The organism is Pseudomonas sp. R38(2017) (assembly GCF_002112395.1).
In the GTDB taxonomy this organism is placed as follows: domain Bacteria; phylum Pseudomonadota; class Gammaproteobacteria; order Pseudomonadales; family Pseudomonadaceae; genus Aquipseudomonas.
This window is the reverse complement of the sequence record NZ_NEHN01000008.1, coordinates 310474-331069: the sequence shown is the minus strand read 5'-3', so window position 1 is coordinate 331069 and position 20596 is coordinate 310474. Positions and strand designations below refer to the sequence as shown.

16 protein-coding genes and 4 tRNA genes are annotated in these 20596 nt (G+C 55.3%); all 20 read left to right on the top strand.

All coding sequences use genetic code 11. The features are described 5' to 3' along the window. Positions 1 to 188 precede the first annotated feature (188 nt). Entirely contained in the window at positions 189 to 1142 is a 954-nt protein-coding gene (gene birA, locus CAF87_RS21965) for a bifunctional biotin--[acetyl-CoA-carboxylase] ligase/biotin operon repressor BirA (RefSeq protein ID WP_085733028.1), read from the top strand. Next, the gene (locus CAF87_RS21960) at positions 1132 to 1881 is read left to right on the top strand and encodes a pantothenate kinase (RefSeq protein ID WP_085733020.1); all 750 of its coding nucleotides are present in this window, start codon (positions 1132 to 1134) and stop codon (positions 1879 to 1881) included. The genes birA and CAF87_RS21960 overlap by 11 nt, the downstream gene beginning before the upstream one ends. A 7-nt stretch (positions 1882 to 1888) precedes the next feature. Then, positions 1889 to 2314, top strand: a complete 426-nt coding sequence (locus CAF87_RS21955; RefSeq protein ID WP_085733019.1) for a hypothetical protein — start codon at positions 1889 to 1891, stop codon at positions 2312 to 2314. A gap of 143 nt (positions 2315 to 2457) precedes the next feature. After that, positions 2458 to 2542, top strand: a tRNA-Tyr gene (locus CAF87_RS21950). A gap of 25 nt (positions 2543 to 2567) precedes the next feature. Beyond that, positions 2568 to 2641 (top strand) — tRNA-Gly (locus CAF87_RS21945). 26 nt (positions 2642 to 2667) lie between these two features. Then, a tRNA-Thr gene (locus tag CAF87_RS21940) sits at positions 2668 to 2743 on the top strand. Positions 2744 to 2827: 84 nt separating this feature from the next. Next, on the top strand, positions 2828 to 4021 hold the full coding sequence (gene tuf, locus CAF87_RS21935; protein ID WP_028614144.1) for an elongation factor Tu: 1194 nt from the start codon (positions 2828 to 2830) through the stop codon (positions 4019 to 4021). A 53-nt stretch (positions 4022 to 4074) separates the two neighbouring features. Continuing rightward, a tRNA-Trp gene (locus CAF87_RS21930) sits at positions 4075 to 4150 on the top strand. A 45-nt stretch (positions 4151 to 4195) separates the two neighbouring features. Next, a complete protein-coding gene (secE, locus tag CAF87_RS21925; RefSeq protein WP_085733018.1) occupies positions 4196 to 4564 on the top strand; it encodes a preprotein translocase subunit SecE in 369 nt (122 codons plus the stop codon). 9 nt (positions 4565 to 4573) lie between these two features. Next, entirely contained in the window at positions 4574 to 5107 is a 534-nt protein-coding gene (gene nusG, locus CAF87_RS21920) for a transcription termination/antitermination protein NusG (RefSeq protein ID WP_007957598.1), read from the top strand. A 117-nt stretch (positions 5108 to 5224) separates the two neighbouring features. Continuing rightward, positions 5225 to 5656, top strand: coding sequence for a 50S ribosomal protein L11 (gene rplK, locus CAF87_RS21915; protein ID WP_003228756.1), 432 nt, complete (start codon positions 5225 to 5227; stop codon positions 5654 to 5656). Then, positions 5656 to 6351, top strand: coding sequence for a 50S ribosomal protein L1 (rplA, locus tag CAF87_RS21910; protein ID WP_011336175.1), 696 nt, complete (start codon positions 5656 to 5658; stop codon positions 6349 to 6351). Before rplK ends, rplA begins: the two co-directional genes overlap by 1 nt. 198 nt (positions 6352 to 6549) lie before the next feature. Then, positions 6550 to 7050, top strand: a complete 501-nt coding sequence (gene rplJ / locus CAF87_RS21905; RefSeq protein ID WP_011336174.1) for a 50S ribosomal protein L10 — start codon at positions 6550 to 6552, stop codon at positions 7048 to 7050. Between the two features lie 79 nt (positions 7051 to 7129). Beyond that, positions 7130 to 7495 (top strand): 50S ribosomal protein L7/L12, encoded by a 366-nt coding sequence (gene rplL, locus CAF87_RS21900; RefSeq protein ID WP_007957596.1) that lies wholly within the window; start codon positions 7130 to 7132, stop codon positions 7493 to 7495. Positions 7496 to 7715: 220 nt separating this feature from the next. Further along, positions 7716 to 11789, top strand: a complete 4074-nt coding sequence (gene rpoB / locus CAF87_RS21895) for a DNA-directed RNA polymerase subunit beta (protein ID WP_085733017.1) — start codon at positions 7716 to 7718, stop codon at positions 11787 to 11789. 63 nt (positions 11790 to 11852) lie between these two features. After that, positions 11853 to 16052, top strand: coding sequence for a DNA-directed RNA polymerase subunit beta' (gene rpoC, locus CAF87_RS21890; RefSeq protein WP_085712352.1), 4200 nt, complete (start codon positions 11853 to 11855; stop codon positions 16050 to 16052). Positions 16053 to 16267: 215 nt separating this feature from the next. Beyond that, positions 16268 to 16639, top strand: coding sequence for a 30S ribosomal protein S12 (rpsL, locus tag CAF87_RS21885; RefSeq protein WP_003186084.1), 372 nt, complete (start codon positions 16268 to 16270; stop codon positions 16637 to 16639). 109 nt (positions 16640 to 16748) lie between these two features. Next, positions 16749 to 17222: a 30S ribosomal protein S7 gene (rpsG, locus tag CAF87_RS21880; RefSeq protein ID WP_007957592.1), complete on the top strand. Its 474-nt coding sequence runs from the start codon at positions 16749 to 16751 to the stop codon at positions 17220 to 17222. A gap of 30 nt (positions 17223 to 17252) precedes the next feature. Further along, positions 17253 to 19358: an elongation factor G gene (gene fusA / locus CAF87_RS21875; RefSeq protein ID WP_085712351.1), complete on the top strand. Its 2106-nt coding sequence runs from the start codon at positions 17253 to 17255 to the stop codon at positions 19356 to 19358. Between the two features lie 31 nt (positions 19359 to 19389). Then, complete coding sequence (tuf, locus tag CAF87_RS21870; RefSeq protein WP_028614144.1) at positions 19390 to 20583, top strand: elongation factor Tu; 1194 nt, start codon at positions 19390 to 19392, stop codon at positions 20581 to 20583. Positions 20584 to 20596 lie beyond the last annotated feature (13 nt).

Genomic DNA, 20596 nt, shown 5'->3' with positions numbered 1-20596 from the left:
TGCATCGCCGATGGTAGTGTGGGGTTTCCCCATGTGAGAGTAGGTCATCGTCAAGATTAAATTCCGAAACCCCAATTGCGAAAGCAGTTGGGGTTTTGTTTTGCCCGCAGGAAAGTGGGTTGTTTGAATTCTATGCAACGGCTCGGTGCATGGCTATTATTCGGGCCTCATTCCGAGGCGAGACCTGCATGCTGACGTTGTTGAACCTTCTGAAGGATGGGCGATTCCATTCCGGTCAGGCTCTGGGAGTTGCCCTGGGAATTAGTCGAAGTGCAGTGTGGAAGCAGCTTCAGCACTTGGAGGCTGAGCTTGGGCTATCCATACATAAAGTCCGGGGGCGGGGCTACCAGTTGGCCTCGCCACTGGAGTTGCTTGACTCGCTCAAGATAGAGGAAAGTCTTGCCGGCTGGCCTGTGAGTGTCTTCGACTCTATCGACTCTACTAACGCAGAGTCGCTGCGTGCCGTTGATCGGGGTCAAATGGCGCCCTTTCTGGTACTGGCTGAACGGCAAATCTCCGGACGTGGTCGTAGGGGGCGAAAATGGGTAAGTCCGTTTGCCGAGAACCTCTATTACAGTCTCGTATTGCGCATTGATGGTGGGATGCGTCAGCTTGAAGGGCTAAGTCTTGTTGTCGGTCTCGCGGTCATGCAAGCCCTTCGCGTGCTTGGGGTGCCAGGTGCGGGGTTGAAGTGGCCCAATGACGTTTTGGCTGGGCGAAAAAAAATCGCCGGGATCTTGCTGGAGCTGGTCGGAGACCCGGCGGACGTGTGTCATGTAGTGCTGGGTGTTGGCATTAACGTGAACATGCAAGCTACTGACGAGGTTGATCAGCAGTGGACCTCGATACGGCTTGAGTCGGGAAAAAGTTGTGATCGCAATATTCTGGTGGTTGAGCTGAGCAAGCAGTTGCAGCTTTATCTGCAGCGTCATCAGTCAGGGGGTTTCTCTGCGCTTCAGGCGGAGTGGGAAGCGAATCACTTATGGCAGGGACTGCCGGTTTCTCTCACGGCGGGTGTCAACCAGATAGATGGCGTGGTGCTGGGGATCGATAATCAAGGTGCGCTACGGCTGAAGGTGGATGGCGTGGAGAAAGTCTTTAGTGGTGGTGAGCTCAGCTTGAGGTTGCGTGATGATTCTTGAGCTTGATTGCGGAAACAGTTTTATCAAGTGGCGGGTGCTGGATGGCGAAGCGGGTGCCTTGGTCGCGGAAGGGGTGGTCGACTCCGATGAGGCATTGGTCAGCGGCCTTCGTTCGCTCGATAAATTGTCTCTCGGCAAATGCCGCCTTGTCAGTGTGAGAACTGAAGATGAGACCAATTTGCTGATTGGTTTTCTCAAGCGTGAGTTCGATATTTCCGTTGTCTGTGCGACGCCTGCTCGCGAAATGTCCGGCGTCAAAAATGGTTACGAAGACTACGAACGTCTTGGCCTTGATCGTTGGTTGGCGATGCTCGGTGGTTTTCATCTGGCTGGTGGGGCTTGCCTGGTTCTCGATTTCGGGACAGCGGTGACTGCTGATTTCATCTCGTCGGACGGTGAGCACCTGGGAGGCTTCATTGGTCCTGGCATGCCGCTAATGCGCAATCAATTGCGTACGCATACTCGAAAGATTCGCTATGGCGATCTGGCGGCGGAACGGGCATTGACGAGTCACGCTCCTGGGCGCAATACAGTCGAGGCAGTGGAGCGTGGCTGTTCGTTGATGCTCAGAGGATTCGTGTTGACGCAGTTGGAGATGGCGCGCTCCTACTGGGGTGAAAGCTTTAGTGTCTTCATCACAGGTGGTGATGCCGAGTTGGTGTCTGATGTCGCGCCTGAGGCTCGGGTCGTTTCCGATTTGGTGTTCGTAGGTTTGGCTATGGCATGTCCTTTGTCCTGAGGTTTGTATGCGTTGGTTGTTTCTCCTGCTTCTGGTACTCAATGTGTTTTATTACGTCTGGCATCAGCAGGAGGCTCCGTTGCGTGCAAAGGACGTCACGCCTCTCAGTCTTTATCGTGGTTCGCAGCAGGATATCCGTTTGCTGAGTGAGGCTGGTGATGCCTCGCGAGGTGCGAAGGCTGATGGGCAGTGTCTATATATAGGCGGTTCGGGTCGTCCTGAAACTGCACAGGCACTGGAACAGCGCCTGAGTGAGCTTGGGGTGAAAGCTCAGCCCTTGCCGAAAGACCTTTCCAGCAATGCATATTGGTTCCGAATCACGCCTGAAACCCAGCATTTCCTGGGCGATGCTCAGTTGCAAAACCTTTCCAAGGAATTCAATGAGTTAAAACACAAAATAATGCTGTGCGAGGGGGTTGCACCTGCGGAATAGTTTGCATAGAATGGCGCCCGCTCCACAGCGAAGACCTGAAAAGGTTGAAGCAGCAGGGCGACGTCAAAGCAGCTAACCTCAGGTTTTTAAATGAGAAAATGCTTGACAAGGGTTTGGTGTAGTATAAAATGCCGGCCTGATTAGGAGGGGTTCCCGAGCGGCCAAAGGGATCAGACTGTAAATCTGACGTCTACGACTTCGAAGGTTCGAATCCTTCTCCCTCCACCAGATTTTGGCGTGAGCTGCAGGCTCCGCGGGTATAGTTTAGTGGTAGAACCTCAGCCTTCCAAGCTGATGATGCGGGTTCGATTCCCGCTACCCGCTCCAAGTTTGCAGGTTGTGCAAAGTGTTACGCTCTTGTAGCTCAGTTGGTAGAGCACACCCTTGGTAAGGGTGAGGTCAGCGGTTCAAGTCCGCTCAAGAGCTCCATATGACAAGGCAGATATGAAAATATCTGCCTTTGTTTTAATGGCTAGGGTTGTTTGCTTATTTCTTCTGTGAGGGGTGATATCGATGGCTAAGGAAAAATTTGATCGTTCCCTACCGCACGTCAACGTCGGCACTATCGGTCACGTTGACCATGGTAAAACCACTCTGACCGCTGCTCTGACTCGCGTCTGCTCCGAAGTTTTCGGTTCGGCCGTAGTTGAATTCGACAAGATCGACAGCGCTCCAGAAGAAAAAGCTCGCGGTATCACCATCAACACCGCGCACGTTGAGTACAACTCGAATATTCGTCACTACGCTCACGTTGACTGCCCGGGTCACGCTGACTACGTGAAGAACATGATCACCGGTGCTGCCCAGATGGACGGCGCGATCCTGGTTTGCTCGGCTGCCGATGGTCCGATGCCACAAACTCGTGAGCACATCCTGCTGTCCCGTCAGGTAGGCGTTCCATACATCGTGGTTTTCCTGAACAAGGCTGACCTGGTAGACGACGCAGAGCTGCTGGAGCTGGTTGAAATGGAAGTTCGCGACCTGCTGTCCACCTATGACTTCCCAGGCGACGACACTCCGATCATTATCGGTTCGGCTCGTATGGCGCTGGAAGGTAAAGACGACAACGAAATGGGCACCACTGCTGTCAAGAAGCTGGTGGAAACTCTGGACAGCTACATCCCAGAGCCAGAGCGTGCTATCGACAAGCCGTTCCTGATGCCAATCGAAGACGTGTTCTCGATCTCGGGTCGCGGTACCGTGGTAACTGGTCGTATCGAGCGTGGTATCGTTCGCGTACAGGATCCGCTGGAAATCGTTGGTCTGCGTGACACTACCACCACCACCTGCACTGGTGTTGAGATGTTCCGCAAGCTGCTGGACGAAGGTCGTGCTGGCGAGAACTGCGGCGTTCTGCTGCGTGGTACCAAGCGTGACGACGTTGAGCGTGGTCAGGTTCTGGTTAAGCCGGGTTCGGTTAAGCCTCACACCAAGTTCACCGCAGAAGTTTACGTTCTGAGCAAGGAAGAAGGCGGTCGTCACACTCCGTTCTTCAAAGGCTATCGTCCACAGTTCTACTTCCGTACTACTGACGTGACTGGTAACTGCGAGCTGCCAGAAGGCGTTGAAATGGTAATGCCAGGTGACAACATTCAGATGACTGTTACCCTGATCAAAACCATCGCGATGGAAGATGGTCTGCGTTTCGCTATCCGTGAAGGCGGTCGTACCGTCGGCGCTGGCGTCGTAGCCAAAATCATCGAGTAAGTAGTTGTAATGTATTTTTCGGGCCGGCATAATGGTCGGCCTGATTTTGTTTTAGGTCAGTAGCTCAATTGGCAGAGCGACGGTCTCCAAAACCGTAGGTTGGGGGTTCGATTCCCTCCTGACCTGCCAGATTCACTCGGTGTGTCTGGCTTTCTTTTCACAGGATCTTCATAGATGACTCCTAAGGCTGAAGCTCAAGGCTCTCGCTTCGATCTGCTCAAGTGGCTTGTAGTAGTCGCTTTGGTGGTGGTTGGCGTTGTAGGCAATCAGTATTACTCTGCTTCGCCGATCCTGTACCGTGTACTCGCTTTGCTTGTCATTGCTGCTGTAGCTGCCTTTTTAGGCCTGCAGACTGCCAAGGGCAAGTCTTTCTTTGTACTGGTTAAGGAAGCTCGTACCGAAATTCGTAAAGTCGTATGGCCAACTCGCCAAGAAACCACGCAGACCACTCTGATTGTAGTGGCTGTTGTTCTGGTTATGGCGTTGCTGTTGTGGGGTCTTGATTCCCTGCTCGGCTGGCTTGTTTCCTTGATTGTCGGCTAAGGGTGTCCCGTGGCTAAGCGTTGGTACGTTGTGCATGCTTACTCGGGTTACGAGAAGCATGTCATGCGCTCGCTGATCGAGCGTGTAAAGCTGGCTGGCATGGAAGATGGCTTCGGCGAAATTCTGGTTCCCACTGAAGAAGTGGTTGAAATGCGTAATGGCCAGAAGCGCAAAAGCGAACGCAAGTTCTTCCCTGGGTATGTGCTGGTACAGATGGATATGAATGAGGGTACTTGGCACTTGGTCAAGGATACTCCTCGGGTGATGGGTTTTATCGGCGGTACTGCTGACAAACCTGCGCCAATCACTGATAAAGAAGCAGAGGCGATTCTGCGTCGCGTTGCTGACGGTAGCGACAAGCCGAAGCCGAAGACGTTGTTCGAGCCAGGTGAAACCGTTCGTGTCAATGACGGTCCTTTCGCGGACTTTAACGGTGTTGTTGAAGAAGTTAACTACGAAAAGAGCCGGATCCAAGTGGCAGTGCTCATTTTCGGTCGCTCTACTCCGGTAGAGTTGGAGTTCAGTCAGGTCGAAAAGGTCTAACTGGACAAGCATCCCAACCCCGCAGCCCTAGGCTGTGGGGTTTTGTCGTCACTGGGATAAACGCGCAAGTAACCGGGGAGCCTTTCGAGGCGTTCGAACCCGTAATTGGAGTGCCTCATGGCCAAGAAGATTACCGCTTACATCAAGCTGCAAGTGAAGGCCGCTCAGGCTAACCCAAGCCCACCTGTTGGTCCTGCTCTGGGTCAGCACGGCGTGAACATCATGGAATTCTGCAAAGCTTTCAACGCCCGTACCCAGGGTCTGGAAGCTGGTCTGCCGACTCCAGTGATCATCACTGTCTACAGCGACCGTAGCTTCACTTTCGAAACCAAATCCACCCCTGCTTCGGTTCTGCTGAAGAAAGCGGCCGGTCTGACCAGCGGTTCCGCTCGTCCGAACACCGTTAAGGTTGGCACTGTTACCCGTGCTCAGCTGGAAGAAATCGCGAAAACCAAAAACGCGGATCTGACTGCAGCTGATATGGATGCAGCCGTGCGCACTATCGCCGGTTCTGCTCGTAGCATGGGCCTTAACGTGGAGGGTGTGTAATGGCTAAGCTGACCAAGCGCCAAAAGGCTATCGCTGAAAAGATCGAAGCGGGCAAGTCCTACAACTTCGAAGAGGCCGCAACTCTGCTGGCTTCGCTGCCAGCTGCCAAGTTCGTCGAGTCGTTCGATGTGGCCGTTAACCTGGGCGTAGACCCGCGTAAATCCGACCAGGTCGTTCGTAGCGCTACTGTGCTGCCACACGGCACTGGCAAGACCGTTCGCGTTGCTGTGTTCACCCAGGGTCCAGCTGCCGAGGCCGCTCTGGCTGCCGGCGCTGACCGCGTAGGTATGGACGAACTGGCTGCCGAAATGAAAGGCGGCGACCTGAACTATGACGTAGTGATCGCATCACCGGATGCCATGCGCGTTGTGGGTCAACTGGGTCAGATCCTCGGTCCGCGTGGTCTGATGCCTAACCCGAAAGTTGGTACCGTTACTCCAGATGTAGCCACCGCGGTTAAAAACGCCAAGGCTGGTCAGGTTCGTTATCGCACCGACAAAAACGGTATCATCCACACTTCCGTTGGCAAGATCGGCTTCGATGCCGTCAAGCTGAAGGAAAACGTTGAAGCCCTGATCGCTGATCTGAAGCGTATCAAGCCAGCTTCCTCGAAAGGTATCTACGTCAAGCGCGTTACCCTGAGCACCACCATGGGCCCAGGTCTGGTTATCGACCAGAGCTCGCTGGACGCGTAAGACAAAAATTGGCGCAGTTGACTGCGCCAATTGAAAGATTGGGGTCCCTGCCTGGCGGGGGCTATCCAAGACCGTAGGCGACGCAAGTCTTAAACCTCAAGCCTACGCAGATGGTGCTCCCGGTTCCTTACCGAATCAGACACCAAAACGACATTCGGTTTCGATCGAATGAAACGGTAACAAGCAGGAGTTGAACCCGTGGCAATTAATCTCGAAGACAAGAAGGCCATCGTCGCTGAAGTCAACGAGGCTGCCAAAGTCGCTCTGTCCGCTGTCGTGGTTGATGCCCGTGGCGTAACAGTAGGCGCAATGACCGGACTCCGTAAAGAGGCTCGTGAAGCTGGCGTTTACGTACGTGTTGTACGTAACACCCTGCTCAAGCGCGCTGTTGCCGGCACTTCGTATGAAGTGCTGAACGACGCGTTCACCGGCCCGACCCTGATCGCATTCTCCAACGAACACCCGGGCGCTGCTGCTCGTCTGTTCAAGGAATTTGCCAAGGGTCAGGATAAGTTCGAGATCAAGGCAGCTTCGTTCGAGGGCAAGTTCCTCGCAGCGAATGAGATCGACGTGCTGGCAAGCCTGCCAACTCGCGACGAAGCTATTGCGAAACTGATGAGCGTGATTCAAGGCGCTACCAGCAAGCTGGCTCGTACTCTGGCGGCAATTCGCGATCAGAAAGAAGCAGCTGCAGCCTGAGGCTGAGCGTTTCCAATCTCGCGTATTTTTGTTTATTTCGACGGCCGTACAGGCTGTCCACCAAATCAGGAATTGAGTCATGTCTCTGACTAACGAACAAATCATCGAAGCAATCGGCCAGAAAACCGTTCTGGAAGTTGTTGAGCTGATCAAAGCAATGGAAGAAACCTTCGGCGTGACCGCTGCTGTTGCTGCTGCTGGTCCAGCTGCTGCTGCCGCTGTTGTTGAAGAGCAAACCGAGTTCAACGTTGTTCTGGTTGAAGCCGGCGAGAAGAAAGTAAACGTGATCAAGGCAGTTCGTGAACTGACCGGTCTGGGCCTGAAAGAAGCCAAAGAGAAAGTCGACGGCGCTCCTCAGGTTGTAGCTGAAGGCGTTTCGAAAGAAGCTGCTGAAGACGCTAAGAAGAAGCTGGAAGAAGCAGGCGCTAAAGTCGAGCTGAAGTAAGCATCGACTTTGCTCCTCCAGCCCGAGCGTCAAGCGACAGGCTGATGGCTGGTGGCTCTTGCCACCGGCCTTTTTCCGTTATTGGCAGCCGACTCGGTCGGTGCCGATAACGAGCTGTAACCATCCGATGTGATGGCGCAAACCATGGGGTTTGCACGATTTTCTGGCTGCTCCCGTCGGGAGGGGCCAAACAAGCAGGTGACCAAGCTGGGGAACGCTGATGGCTTACTCATATACTGAGAAAAAACGTATCCGCAAGGACTTTAGCAAGTTGCCGGACGTCATGGATGTGCCTTACCTCCTGGCCATCCAGCTGGATTCGTATCGTGAATTCTTGCAAGCGGGAGCGACTAAAGATCAGTTCCGCGACGTGGGCCTGCATGCGGCCTTCAAATCCGTTTTCCCGATCATCAGCTACTCCGGCAATGCTGCGCTGGAGTACGTCGGTTATCGCCTGGGCGAACCGGCATTTGATGTCAAAGAATGCGTATTGCGCGGTGTAACTTTCGCCGTACCTTTGCGGGTAAAAGTGCGCCTGATCATTTTCGACAAAGAATCGTCGAACAAAGCGATCAAGGACATCAAAGAGCAAGAAGTCTACATGGGTGAAATCCCCCTGATGACTGAGAACGGTACCTTCGTAATCAACGGTACCGAGCGTGTGATCGTTTCCCAGTTGCACCGCTCTCCGGGCGTGTTCTTCGACCACGACCGTGGCAAGACGCACAGCTCCGGCAAACTGCTGTACTCCGCACGCATCATTCCTTACCGCGGTTCGTGGCTGGACTTCGAGTTTGACCCGAAGGACTGCGTATTCGTACGTATCGACCGTCGTCGCAAGCTGCCGGCCTCGGTTCTGCTGCGCGCGCTCGGCTATACCACCGAAGAAGTGCTGGACGCGTTCTATACCACCAACGTATTCCACGTTAAGGGCGAGACCCTGAGCCTGGAACTGGTGCCTCAGCGCCTGCGTGGTGAAGTTGCAGTCCTCGATATTCAGGACGACAAAGGCAAGGTAATTGTCGAGCAGGGTCGTCGTATCACTGCCCGTCACATCAACCAGCTGGAAAAAGCCGGGATCAAAGAGCTGGACGTGCCTCTGGACTACGTCCTGGGCCGCACCACCGCCAAGGTCATCGTGCATCCGGCAACCGGCGAAATCCTGGCAGAGTGCAACACCGAGCTGACGGCCGAAGTCCTGGCTAAAGTCGCCAAGGCTGGTGTCGTTCGCATCGAAACGCTGTACACCAACGATATCGACTGCGGTCCGTTCGTCTCTGACACTCTGAAGATCGACTCCACCAGCAACCAGTTGGAAGCGCTGGTCGAAATCTATCGCATGATGCGTCCAGGCGAGCCGCCAACCAAAGACGCTGCCGAAACCCTGTTCAACAACCTGTTCTTCAGTCCTGAGCGCTATGACCTGTCTGCGGTCGGCCGGATGAAGTTCAACCGTCGTATCGGTCGTACCGAGATCGAAGGTTCGGGCGTGCTGTGCAAGGAAGACATCGTCGCGGTACTGAAGACTCTGGTCGACATCCGTAACGGTAAAGGCATTGTCGACGACATCGACCACCTGGGTAACCGTCGTGTTCGCTGCGTAGGCGAAATGGCCGAGAACCAGTTCCGCGTTGGCCTGGTACGTGTTGAGCGTGCGGTCAAAGAGCGTCTGTCGATGGCTGAAAGCGAAGGCCTGATGCCGCAAGACCTGATCAACGCCAAGCCAGTGGCTGCGGCGGTGAAAGAGTTCTTCGGTTCCAGCCAGCTGTCGCAGTTCATGGACCAGAACAACCCGCTGTCCGAGATTACCCACAAGCGTCGTGTCTCCGCACTCGGCCCTGGTGGTCTGACTCGTGAGCGCGCGGGCTTCGAAGTTCGTGACGTACACCCGACTCACTACGGTCGTGTTTGCCCGATCGAAACGCCGGAAGGTCCGAACATCGGTCTGATCAACTCCCTGGCAGCTTACGCTCGCACCAACCAGTATGGCTTCCTCGAGAGCCCGTACCGTGTGGTGAAAGAGGGTGTGGTTACCGACGAGATCGTGTTCCTGTCCGCTATTGAAGAAGCCGATCACGTGATCGCGCAGGCTTCGGCGACCATGAACGACCAGAAAGTCCTGATCGACGAACTGGTAGCTGTACGTCACCTGAACGAATTCACCGTCAAGGCGCCTGAAGAAGTCACCCTGATGGACGTTTCGCCGAAGCAGGTAGTTTCGGTTGCAGCGTCGCTGATTCCGTTCCTCGAGCACGACGACGCCAACCGTGCGTTGATGGGTTCGAACATGCAGCGTCAGGCTGTACCAACGCTGCGTGCCGACAAGCCGCTGGTAGGTACCGGCATGGAGCGTAACGTGGCTCGCGACTCCGGCGTTTGCGTCGTGGCTCGTCGTGGCGGCGTGATCGACTCTGTCGATGCCAGCCGTATCGTGGTCCGTGTTGCCGACGACGAAGTTGAAACCGGTGAAGCCGGTGTCGACATCTACAACCTGACCAAATACACCCGCTCGAACCAGAACACCTGCATCAACCAGCGTCCGCTGGTGAGTAAGGGTGATCGCGTTCAGCGTAGCGACATCATGGCCGACGGCCCGTCCACCGACATGGGTGAACTGGCTCTGGGTCAGAACATGCGCATCGCCTTCATGGCATGGAACGGCTTCAACTTCGAAGACTCCATCTGCCTGTCCGAGCGCGTGGTTCAGGAAGACCGCTTCACCACGATCCACATCCAGGAACTGACCTGTGTGGCTCGTGACACCAAGCTTGGGCCAGAGGAAATCACTGCGGATATCCCGAACGTGGGTGAAGCTGCACTGAACAAGCTGGACGAAGCCGGTATCGTTTACGTAGGTGCTGAAGTTGGCGCAGGCGACATTCTGGTAGGTAAGGTCACTCCGAAAGGCGAGACTCAGCTGACTCCGGAAGAAAAACTGCTGCGCGCGATCTTCGGTGAAAAAGCCAGCGACGTTAAAGACACCTCCCTGCGTGTACCTACCGGTACCAAAGGTACTGTCATCGACGTGCAGGTCTTCACTCGTGACGGCGTTGAGCGTGATGCTCGTGCCCTGTCGATCGAGAAGACCCAGCTGGACGAGATCCGCAAGGATCTGAACGAAGAGTTCCGCATCGTTGAAGGCGCGACCTTCGAACGTCTGCGTTCCGCTCTGGTTGGCCACAAGGCTGAAGGCGGCGCAGGCCTGAAGAAAGGTCAGGACATCACCGACGAAGTACTCGACAGTCTTGAGCATGGTCAGTGGTTCAAGCTGCGCATGGCTGAAGATGCTCTGAACGAGCAGCTCGAGAAGGCTCAGGCCTACATCGTTGATCGTCGCCGTCTGCTGGACGACAAGTTCGAAGACAAGAAGCGCAAACTGCAGCAGGGCGATGACCTGGCGCCAGGCGTGCTGAAGATCGTCAAGGTTTACCTGGCAATCCGTCGTCGCATCCAGCCGGGCGACAAGATGGCCGGTCGTCACGGTAACAAAGGTGTGGTCTCCGTGATCATGCCGGTTGAAGACATGCCGCACGATGCCAATGGCACCCCGGTCGACGTCGTCCTCAACCCGCTGGGCGTACCTTCGCGTATGAACGTTGGTCAGATCCTTGAAACCCACCTGGGCCTCGCGGCCAAAGGTCTGGGCGAGAAGATCAACCGGATGGTCGAAGAGCAGCGTAAAGTCGCTGAACTGCGTACCTTCTTGGACGAGATCTACAACCAGATCGGCGGTCGTAACGAAGATCTGGACAGCTTCTCCGATCAGGAAATCCTGGATCTGGCGAAGAACCTGCGTGGCGGTGTTCCAATGGCCACTCCAGTGTTCGACGGTGCCAAGGAAAGCGAAATCAAGGCCATGCTGAAACTGGCAGACCTGCCAGAAAGCGGCCAGATGCAGCTGACCGACGGCCGTACCGGCAACAAGTTTGAGCGTCCAGTTACCGTTGGCTACATGTACATGCTGAAGCTGAACCACTTGGTAGACGACAAGATGCACGCGCGTTCTACCGGTTCGTACAGCCTGGTTACCCAGCAGCCGCTGGGTGGTAAGGCGCAGTTCGGTGGTCAGCGTTTCGGGGAGATGGAGGTCTGGGCACTGGAAGCATACGGTGCTGCTTACACTCTGCAAGAAATGCTCACAGTGAAGTCGGACGATGTGAACGGCCGTACCAAGATGTACAAAAACATCGTGGACGGCGATCACCGTATGGAGCCGGGCATGCCCGAGTCCTTCAACGTGTTGATCAAGGAAATTCGTTCCCTCGGCATCGATATCGATCTGGAAACCGAATAACACGTGACGCGATCGAGAGCGGGGCAGGATTGCCCGCTCTCTGCTCCGCCAGGAGGAAAGGCCTTGAAAGACCTACTGAATTTGCTGAAAAACCAGGGTCAAGTCGAAGAGTTCGACGCCATCCGTATCGGATTGGCCTCGCCTGAGATGATCCGCTCGTGGTCGTTCGGTGAAGTTAAAAAGCCGGAAACCATCAACTACCGTACGTTCAAACCCGAGCGTGACGGTCTGTTCTGCGCCAAGATCTTTGGCCCGGTAAAGGATTACGAGTGCCTGTGCGGTAAGTACAAGCGCTTGAAGCACCGTGGTGTGATCTGCGAGAAGTGCGGCGTTGAAGTTGCACTGGCCAAGGTTCGTCGTGAGCGCATGGCGCACATCGAGCTGGCTTCGCCGGTTGCCCACATCTGGTTCCTGAAATCGCTGCCGTCCCGTATCGGCCTGCTGATGGACATGACCCTGCGTGATATCGAACGCGTTCTCTACTTCGAGAGCTATGTCGTTATCGATCCAGGCATGACCACTCTTGAAAAAGGTCAGCTGCTGAACGACGAGCAGTACTTCGAAGCGCTGGAAGAGTTCGGTGACGATTTCGACGCCCGCATGGGTGCTGAAGCTGTCCGTGAACTGCTGCACGCTATCGACCTGGAACACGAGATTGGCCGTCTGCGTGAAGAAATTCCGCAAACCAACTCCGAAACCAAGATCAAGAAGCTGTCCAAGCGTCTGAAGTTGATGGAAGCCTTCCAGGGTTCCGGCAACCTGCCAGAGTGGATGGTGCTGACCGTTCTGCCGGTTCTGCCGCCGGATCTGCGTCCACTGGTTCCGCTGGATGGCGGTCGTTTCGCGACTTCCGACCTCAACGATCTGTATCGTCGAGTGATCAACCGTAACAACCGTTTGAAGCGCCTGCTGGATCTGTCCGCTCCGGACATCATCGTGCGCAACGAAAAGCGTATGTTGCAGGAAGCTGTCGACGCACTGCTCGACAACGGTCGTCGTGGCCGCGCTATCACAGGTTCCAACAAACGTCCTCTGAAATCCCTGGCTGACATGATCAAGGGTAAGCAGGGTCGTTTCCGTCAGAACTTGCTCGGTAAGCGTGTTGACTACTCCGGTCGTTCGGTAATTACCGTAGGCCCGACCCTGCGTCTGCACCAGTGCGGTCTGCCGAAGAAAATGGCTCTCGAGCTGTTCAAACCGTTCATTTTCGGCAAGCTGGAAATGCGTGGTCTGGCGACCACCATCAAAGCGGCCAAGAAAATGGTCGAGCGCGAGCTGCCGGAAGTTTGGGACGTTCTCGCTGAAGTGATTCGCGAACACCCGGTTCTTCTCAACCGTGCACCGACCCTTCACCGTCTGGGTATCCAGGCGTTTGAGCCGGTACTGATCGAAGGTAAGGCTATCCAGCTGCACCCTCTGGTCTGTGCTGCGTACAACGCTGACTTCGACGGCGACCAAATGGCCGTGCACGTACCGCTGACGCTGGAAGCCCAGCTCGAAGCGCGTGCGTTGATGATGTCGACCAACAACATTCTGTCGCCAGCCAACGGTGAGCCAATCATCGTTCCGTCGCAGGACGTTGTATTGGGTCTGTACTACATGACTCGTGAAGCGATCAACGCCAAGGGCGAAGGTCGTGTGTTTGCGGATCTGCAGGAAGTTGACCGTGTGTTCCGTGCCGGCGAAGCCGCACTGCACGCCAAGATCAAGGTTCGTATCAACGAAACCGTGAACGATCGTGACGGCAACAGCGTGAATAACACCCGCATCGTCGACACTACTGTCGGTCGTGCGCTGCTGTTCCAGGTTGTGCCAAAAGGTTTGTCGTTCGACGTCGTCAACCTGCCGATGAAGAAAAAGGCGATCTCCAAGCTGATCAACCAGTGCTACCGCGTGGTTGGTCTGAAAGAGACCGTGATCTTCGCTGACCAGTTGATGTACACCGGTTTTGCCTATTCGACCATTTCCGGCGTTTCCATCGGTGTTAACGACTTCGTTATCCCGGATGAAAAAGCCCGCATCATCGGTGCTGCCACCGACGAAGTGAAAGAGATCGAGAGCCAGTACGCGTCCGGCCTGGTAACCCAGGGCGAGAAGTACAACAAAGTGATCGACCTTTGGTCGAAAGCGAACGACGAAGTCTCCAAGGCGATGATGGCCAACCTCTCGAAAGAGAAGGTCATCGACCGTCACGGCGACGAAGTCGAGCAGGAATCGTTCAACTCGATGTACATGATGGCTGACTCGGGTGCGCGGGGTTCCGCAGCACAGATTCGTCAGCTGGCCGGTATGCGTGGTCTGATGGCCAAGCCGGACGGTTCCATCATCGAAACGCCAATTACCGCGAACTTCCGTGAAGGTCTGAGCGTACTCCAGTACTTCATCTCGACTCACGGTGCTCGTAAAGGTCTGGCGGATACCGCGTTGAAAACCGCGAACTCCGGTTACCTGACTCGTCGTCTGGTAGACGTGGCGCAGGATCTGGTCGTGACCGAGATCGATTGCGGCACCGAGCATGGCCTGGTAATGACTCCGCACATTGAAGGCGGTGACGTTGTAGAGCCGCTGGGTGAACGCGTATTGGGTCGTGTCATCGCCCGCGACGTATTCAAGCCAGGTACCGAGGACGTCATCGTTCCTGCCGGCACTCTGGTAGACGAGAAGTGGGTCGAATTCATCGAGCTGAACAGCATCGATGAAGTGATCGTGCGTTCGCCGATCAGCTGCGAAACCCGCTACGGAATCTGCGCCAAGTGCTACGGCCGTGACCTGGCTCGTGGTCACCAGGTGAACATCGGTGAGTCGGTCGGCGTAATCGCTGCTCAGTCCATCGGTGAGCCGGGTACCCAGCTGACGATGCGTACGTTCCACATCGGTGGTGCGGCAAGCCGTACTTCCGCAGCCGACAGTGTTCAGGTGAAGAACGGCGGTACCGTCCGTCTGCACAACCTGAAGCACGTTGAGCGTGTGGATGGCAACCTGGTTGCCGTGTCCCGTTCCGGTGAGCTGGCGATTGCTGACGACTTTGGTCGTGAGCGCGAACGTTACAAGCTGCCGTACGGTGCTGTGATTTCGGTTAAAGAAGGTGACAAGGTCGACGCTGGCGCCATCGTGGCCAAGTGGGATCCGCACACTCACCCGATCGTTACCGAAATGAAAGGTACCGTGACCTACGTGGGCATGGAAGAAGGCATCACGATCAAGCGTCAGACTGACGAATTGACCGGTATGACCAACATTGAAGTACTTGATCCGAAAGATCGTCCGGCTGCCGGCAAGGACATTCGTCCTGCTGTGAAGATGGTCGATGACAACGGCAAGGATCTGTTGCTGCCAGGCACTGACGTTATTGCTCAGTACTTCCTGCCAGCCAACGCCCTGGTCGGTGTTGCGGACGGTGCGAAGATTGCGATCGGTGATGTTATCGCTCGTATCCCGCAGGAGACTTCGAAGACCCGTGACATCACCGGTGGTCTGCCGCGTGTTGCCGACCTGTTCGAAGCCCGTCGTCCGAAAGAAGCGTCGATTCTGGCTGAAGTCAGCGGCACCATCGCGTTCGGTAAAGAGACCAAGGGCAAGCGCCGTCTGGTCATCACCCCGAACGACGGTAGCGATCCGTACGAAGAGCTGATTCCGAAGTGGCGTCACCTGAACGTGTTCGAAGGCGAGCAGGTAAACCGCGGCGAAGTTATCTCCGACGGTCCGAGCGATCCGCACGACATCCTGCGTCTGCTGGGTGTGAGCGCGCTGGCCAAGTACATCGTTAACGAGATCCAGGACGTTTACCGTCTGCAGGGCGTGAAGATCAACGACAAGCACATCGAGACCATCCTGCGTCAGATGCTGCGTAAAGTTGAGATCTCCGAGTCCGGCGACTCCAGCTTCATCAAGGGCGACCAGATGGAGCTGACTCACGTTCTGGTAGAAAACGAGCGTCTGAACGCGGAAGACAAGTTTGTCTCCAAGTTCACCCGCGTTCTGCTGGGTATCACCAAGGCGTCGTTGTCGACCGAATCGTTCATCTCGGCGGCTTCCTTCCAGGAAACCACCCGCGTACTGACCGAAGCGGCCGTAACCGGCAAGCGCGATTACCTGCGCGGCCTGAAAGAAAACGTGGTTGTGGGTCGTCTGATCCCGGCCGGTACCGGTCTGGCTTATCACAGCGAGCGCAAGCGTCGCCGTGATGCAGACAAGCCGTTGCGCGTTAGCGCCAGTGAAGTGGAAGCTGCACTGACCGAAGCGCTGAACTCGAGCGGTAACTGAGTTCTGCGAAAAATGAGCTGAGGCCCTGATCTAACCGTTCATCGAATCGAGACAATTTGTCGAGGTTCGACGAGCGGGGAGGTCGGGGCCTTGCCTTGACTGGGGGCAAGATCCTCTTTAGACTCTTGATCCCCTAAATTTGGCGGGAATCCGTTCCTGCCATTTTGCTTTTCTTGCAAGACAATAGCGTCGCAAGACAACAGTGGAGCTAGTAGATGGCAACTATCAACCAGCTGGTACGTCAGCCGCGTAAGCGTATCGTCGAGAAATCCGACGTGCCTGCGCTGCAGAACTGCCCGCAACGTCGTGGCGTGTGCACCCGTGTGTACACCACTACGCCGAAAAAACCTAACTCGGCACTGCGTAAAGTATGCCGTGTGCGTCTGACCAACGGTTTCGAGGTTTCCTCGTACATCGGTGGTGAAGGCCACAACCTGCAAGAGCACAGCGTGGTACTGATCCGCGGCGGTCGTGTAAAAGACTTGCCAGGTGTTCGTTACCACACCGTTCGCGGCTCCTTGGATACTTCCGGCGTTAAAGGCCGTAACCAGGGTCGTTCGAAGTACGGTACCAAGCGTCCGAAGTAATCGGCCGTTTTGCAGATTTTCATTTTATTGAGTCGATAAGAGTAAGGTCGGGCGCGAATCCTCAAGGATCTGTCCCGAACTAACCTGAAGACCGTTTGAGGGCTTATCAATGCCAAGACGTCGCGTAGCAGCAAAGCGTGAGATTCTGGACGATCCGAAATACGGAAGCCAAATCCTCGCCAAATTCATGAACCACGTTATGGAAAGCGGCAAGAAAGCCGTTGCCGAGCGTATTGTTTATGGTGCCCTGGAAACCGTTGCGGCTCGCAAGACCGGCACCGATCCCCTGGAACTCTTCGAAAAAGCACTCGACGCCATCGCTCCGCTGGTCGAAGTGAAGTCGCGCCGCGTTGGTGGTGCTACTTACCAGGTTCCGGTCGAAGTTCGTCCGTCCCGTCGTAACGCTCTGGCAATGCGCTGGTTGGTAGACTTCGCCCGCAAGCGTGGCGAGAAGTCTATGGCTCTGCGCTTGGCTGGCGAGCTGCTGGATGCTGCTGAAGGTAAAGGTGCTGCTGTTAAGAAGCGTGAAGACGTGCACCGTATGGCCGAAGCTAACAAAGCTTTCTCGCACTACCGCTTCTAATTTTAGCTTCACTAATTTTGCGAGGGCTTTATGGCTCGTACTACTCCGATTAGTCGCTACCGTAACATCGGTATCGTCGCTCACGTGGATGCTGGTAAAACCACCACCACCGAGCGCGTCCTTTTTTACACTGGCAAAAGTCACAAAATGGGCGAGGTGCATGACGGCGCCGCGACCACAGACTGGATGGTTCAGGAGCAGGAGCGTGGTATTACCATTACTTCTGCTGCCATTACCGCCTTCTGGAAAGGTTCCGAGAAGCAGTACCCGCACGAGCATCGCTTCAACGTAATCGATACCCCGGGCCACGTAGACTTCACCATTGAAGTAGAACGTTCCCTGCGCGTACTCGACGGCGCTGTCGTTGTGTTCTGCGGTACTTCGGGTGTTGAGCCTCAGTCGGAAACCGTATGGCGTCAAGCCAACAAATACGGCGTTCCACGTCTTGTTTATGTAAACAAGATGGACCGTGCTGGTGCCAACTTCCTGCGCGTGATCGGTCAGATCAAACAGCGTCTGGGTCACACTCCGGTGCCGATTCAGCTGGCCATCGGTTCGGAAGATAACTTCCAGGGCCAGATCGACCTGATCAACATGCAAGCTGTTTACTGGAACGACTCTGACAAGGGTATGGTTCCGGTTCGCAAGGAAATCCCTGCGGACATGCTCGAGCTGGCCACTGAGTGGCGCAGCAACATGGTTGAAGCTGCGGCTGAAGCCAGTGAAGAGCTGATGAACAAGTACCTGGAAGGTGAAGAGCTGTCGATCGCCGAGATCAAGGCTGCTCTGCGTCAGCGTACTATCGCTGGCGAAATCGTTCTGGCTGTTTGCGGTTCGTCCTTCAAGAACAAGGGTGTTCCCCTGGTTCTTGACGCCGTTATCGACTTCCTGCCTGCTCCGACCGACATTCCTGCTATCAAGGGTTCCAACCCTGATAACGAGGAAGAAGAGATGGAGCGTCATGCAAGCGACGACGAGCCGTTCGCGGCGTTGGCGTTCAAGATCGCTACCGACCCATTCGTGGGTACTCTGACCTTCGTCCGCGTTTACTCGGGTGTGTTGAACTCCGGCGACGGCGTGATCAACTCGGTCAAAGGCAAGAAAGAGCGCGTGGGTCGTATGGTGCAAATGCACGCAAACGCCCGTGAAGAGATCAAGGAAGTGCGCGCTGGCGACATCGCGGCCCTGATCGGCATGAAGGACGTCACCACTGGTGAAACCCTCTGCAACGCTGACAAGCCAATCATCCTGGTTCGCATGGACTTCCCGGAGCCGGTTATTTCGGTTGCCGTAGAGCCTAAGACCAAGGATGACCAGGAAAAAATGGGTATCGCTCTGGGCAAGCTGGCTCAGGAAGACCCGTCTTTCCGCGTTAAAACTGATGAAGAGACTGGTCAAACGATCATCTCCGGCATGGGCGAGCTGCACCTGGACATCCTGGTTGACCGGATGCGCCGTGAGTTCAACGTCGAAGCCAACATCGGCAAGCCTCAAGTTTCGTACCGTGAGCGCATCACGAAGAACTGCGAAATCGAAGGCAAGTTCGTTCGTCAGTCCGGCGGTCGTGGCCAGTTCGGTCACTGCTGGATTCGCTTTGCTCCTGCTGACGAAGGTCAGGAAGGTCTGCAATTCCTGAACGAAGTAGTAGGTGGTGTGGTTCCTAAGGAATACATCCCGGCTATCCAGAAGGGTATCGAAGAGCAGATGAAGAACGGCGTTGTTGCCGGCTATCCGCTGATCGGCCTGAAGGCTACCGTGTTCGATGGTTCTTACCACGACGTCGACTCCAACGAGATGGCGTTTAAAGTGGCTGCTTCCATGGCGACCAAGCAACTGGCCCAGAAGGGTGGTGGTGAGTTGCTCGAGCCGATCATGGCGGTAGAGGTTGTTACGCCTGAAGACTATATGGGTGACGTGATGGGCGACCTTAACCGTCGTCGCGGCATGATCCAGGGTATGGAAGACACAGTGTCCGGCAAGGTTATCCGTGCCGAGGTTCCACTGGGTGAGATGTTCGGTTATGCGACCGACGTTCGTTCCATGTCTCAGGGTCGCGCAAGCTACTCTATGGAATTCAAAAAATACGATACGGCTCCGTCGCACATCGTCGAATCCGTTACCAAAAAACAAGGCTGATTCAGCCCCTTTAGGCTAGGAGTTAATTGTCGTGGCTAAAGAAAAATTTGATCGTTCCCTACCGCACGTAAACGTTGGCACCATCGGTCACGTTGACCACGGTAAAACCACTCTGACCGCTGCTCTGACTCGCGTCTGCTCCGAAGTTTTCGGTTCGGCCGTAGTTGAATTCGACAAGATCGACAGCGCTCCAGAAGAAAAAGCTCGCGGTATCACCATCAACACCGCGCACGTTGAGTACAACTCGAACATTCGTCACTACGCTCACGTTGACTGCCCAGGTCACGCTGACTACGTGAAGAACATGATCACCGGTGCTGCCCAGATGGACGGCGCGATCCTGGTTTGCTCGGCTGCCGATGGTCCGATGCCACAAACTCGTGAGCACATCCTGCTGTCCCGTCAGGTAGGCGTTCCGTACATCGTGGTTTTCCTGAACAAGGCTGACCTGGTAGACGACGCAGAGCTGCTGGAACTGGTTGAAATGGAAGTTCGCGACCTGCTGTCCACCTACGACTTCCCAGGCGACGACACTCCGATCATTATCGGTTCGGCTCGTATGGCGCTGGAAGGTAAAGACGACAACGAAATGGGCACCACTGCTGTCAAGAAGCTGGTGGAAACTCTGGACAGCTACATCCCAGAGCCAGAGCGTGCTATCGACAAGCCGTTCCTGATGCCAATCGAAGACGTGTTCTCGATCTCGGGTCGCGGTACCGTGGTAACTGGTCGTATCGAGCGTGGTATCGTTCGCGTACAGGATCCGCTGGAAATCGTTGGTCTGCGTGACACTACCACCACCACCTGCACTGGTGTTGAGATGTTCCGCAAGCTGCTGGACGAAGGTCGTGCTGGCGAGAACTGCGGCGTTCTGCTGCGTGGTACCAAGCGTGACGACGTTGAGCGTGGTCAGGTTCTGGTTAAGCCGGGTTCGGTTAAGCCTCACACCAAGTTCACCGCAGAAGTTTACGTTCTGAGCAAGGAAGAAGGCGGTCGTCACACTCCGTTCTTCAAAGGCTATCGTCCACAGTTCTACTTCCGTACTACTGACGTGACTGGTAACTGCGAGCTGCCAGAAGGCGTTGAAATGGTAATGCCAGGTGACAACATTCAGATGACTGTTACCCTGATCAAAACCATCGCGATGGAAGATGGTCTGCGTTTCGCTATCCGTGAAGGCGGTCGTACCGTCGGCGCTGGCGTCGTAGCCAAAATCATCGAGTAATCTCTTTTTTGAG

Excerpts from the sequence above, each read along its gene's own strand:
- birA (WP_085733028.1), top strand. The coding sequence starts at position 189 with ATGCTGACGTTGTTGAACCTTCTGAAGGATGGGCGATTCCATTCCGGT.
- CAF87_RS21960 (WP_085733020.1), top strand. The coding sequence starts at position 1,132 with ATGATTCTTGAGCTTGATTGCGGAAACAGTTTTATCAAGTGGCGGGTG.
- CAF87_RS21955 (WP_085733019.1), top strand. The coding sequence starts at position 1,889 with ATGCGTTGGTTGTTTCTCCTGCTTCTGGTACTCAATGTGTTTTATTAC.
- tuf (WP_028614144.1), top strand. The coding sequence starts at position 2,828 with ATGGCTAAGGAAAAATTTGATCGTTCCCTACCGCACGTCAACGTCGGC.
- secE (WP_085733018.1), top strand. The coding sequence starts at position 4,196 with ATGACTCCTAAGGCTGAAGCTCAAGGCTCTCGCTTCGATCTGCTCAAG.
- rplK (WP_003228756.1), top strand. The coding sequence starts at position 5,225 with ATGGCCAAGAAGATTACCGCTTACATCAAGCTGCAAGTGAAGGCCGCT.
- rplA (WP_011336175.1), top strand. The coding sequence starts at position 5,656 with ATGGCTAAGCTGACCAAGCGCCAAAAGGCTATCGCTGAAAAGATCGAA.
- rplL (WP_007957596.1), top strand. The coding sequence starts at position 7,130 with ATGTCTCTGACTAACGAACAAATCATCGAAGCAATCGGCCAGAAAACC.
- rpoB (WP_085733017.1), top strand. The coding sequence starts at position 7,716 with ATGGCTTACTCATATACTGAGAAAAAACGTATCCGCAAGGACTTTAGC.
- rpsL (WP_003186084.1), top strand. The coding sequence starts at position 16,268 with ATGGCAACTATCAACCAGCTGGTACGTCAGCCGCGTAAGCGTATCGTC.
- rpsG (WP_007957592.1), top strand. The coding sequence starts at position 16,749 with ATGCCAAGACGTCGCGTAGCAGCAAAGCGTGAGATTCTGGACGATCCG.
- fusA (WP_085712351.1), top strand. The coding sequence starts at position 17,253 with ATGGCTCGTACTACTCCGATTAGTCGCTACCGTAACATCGGTATCGTC.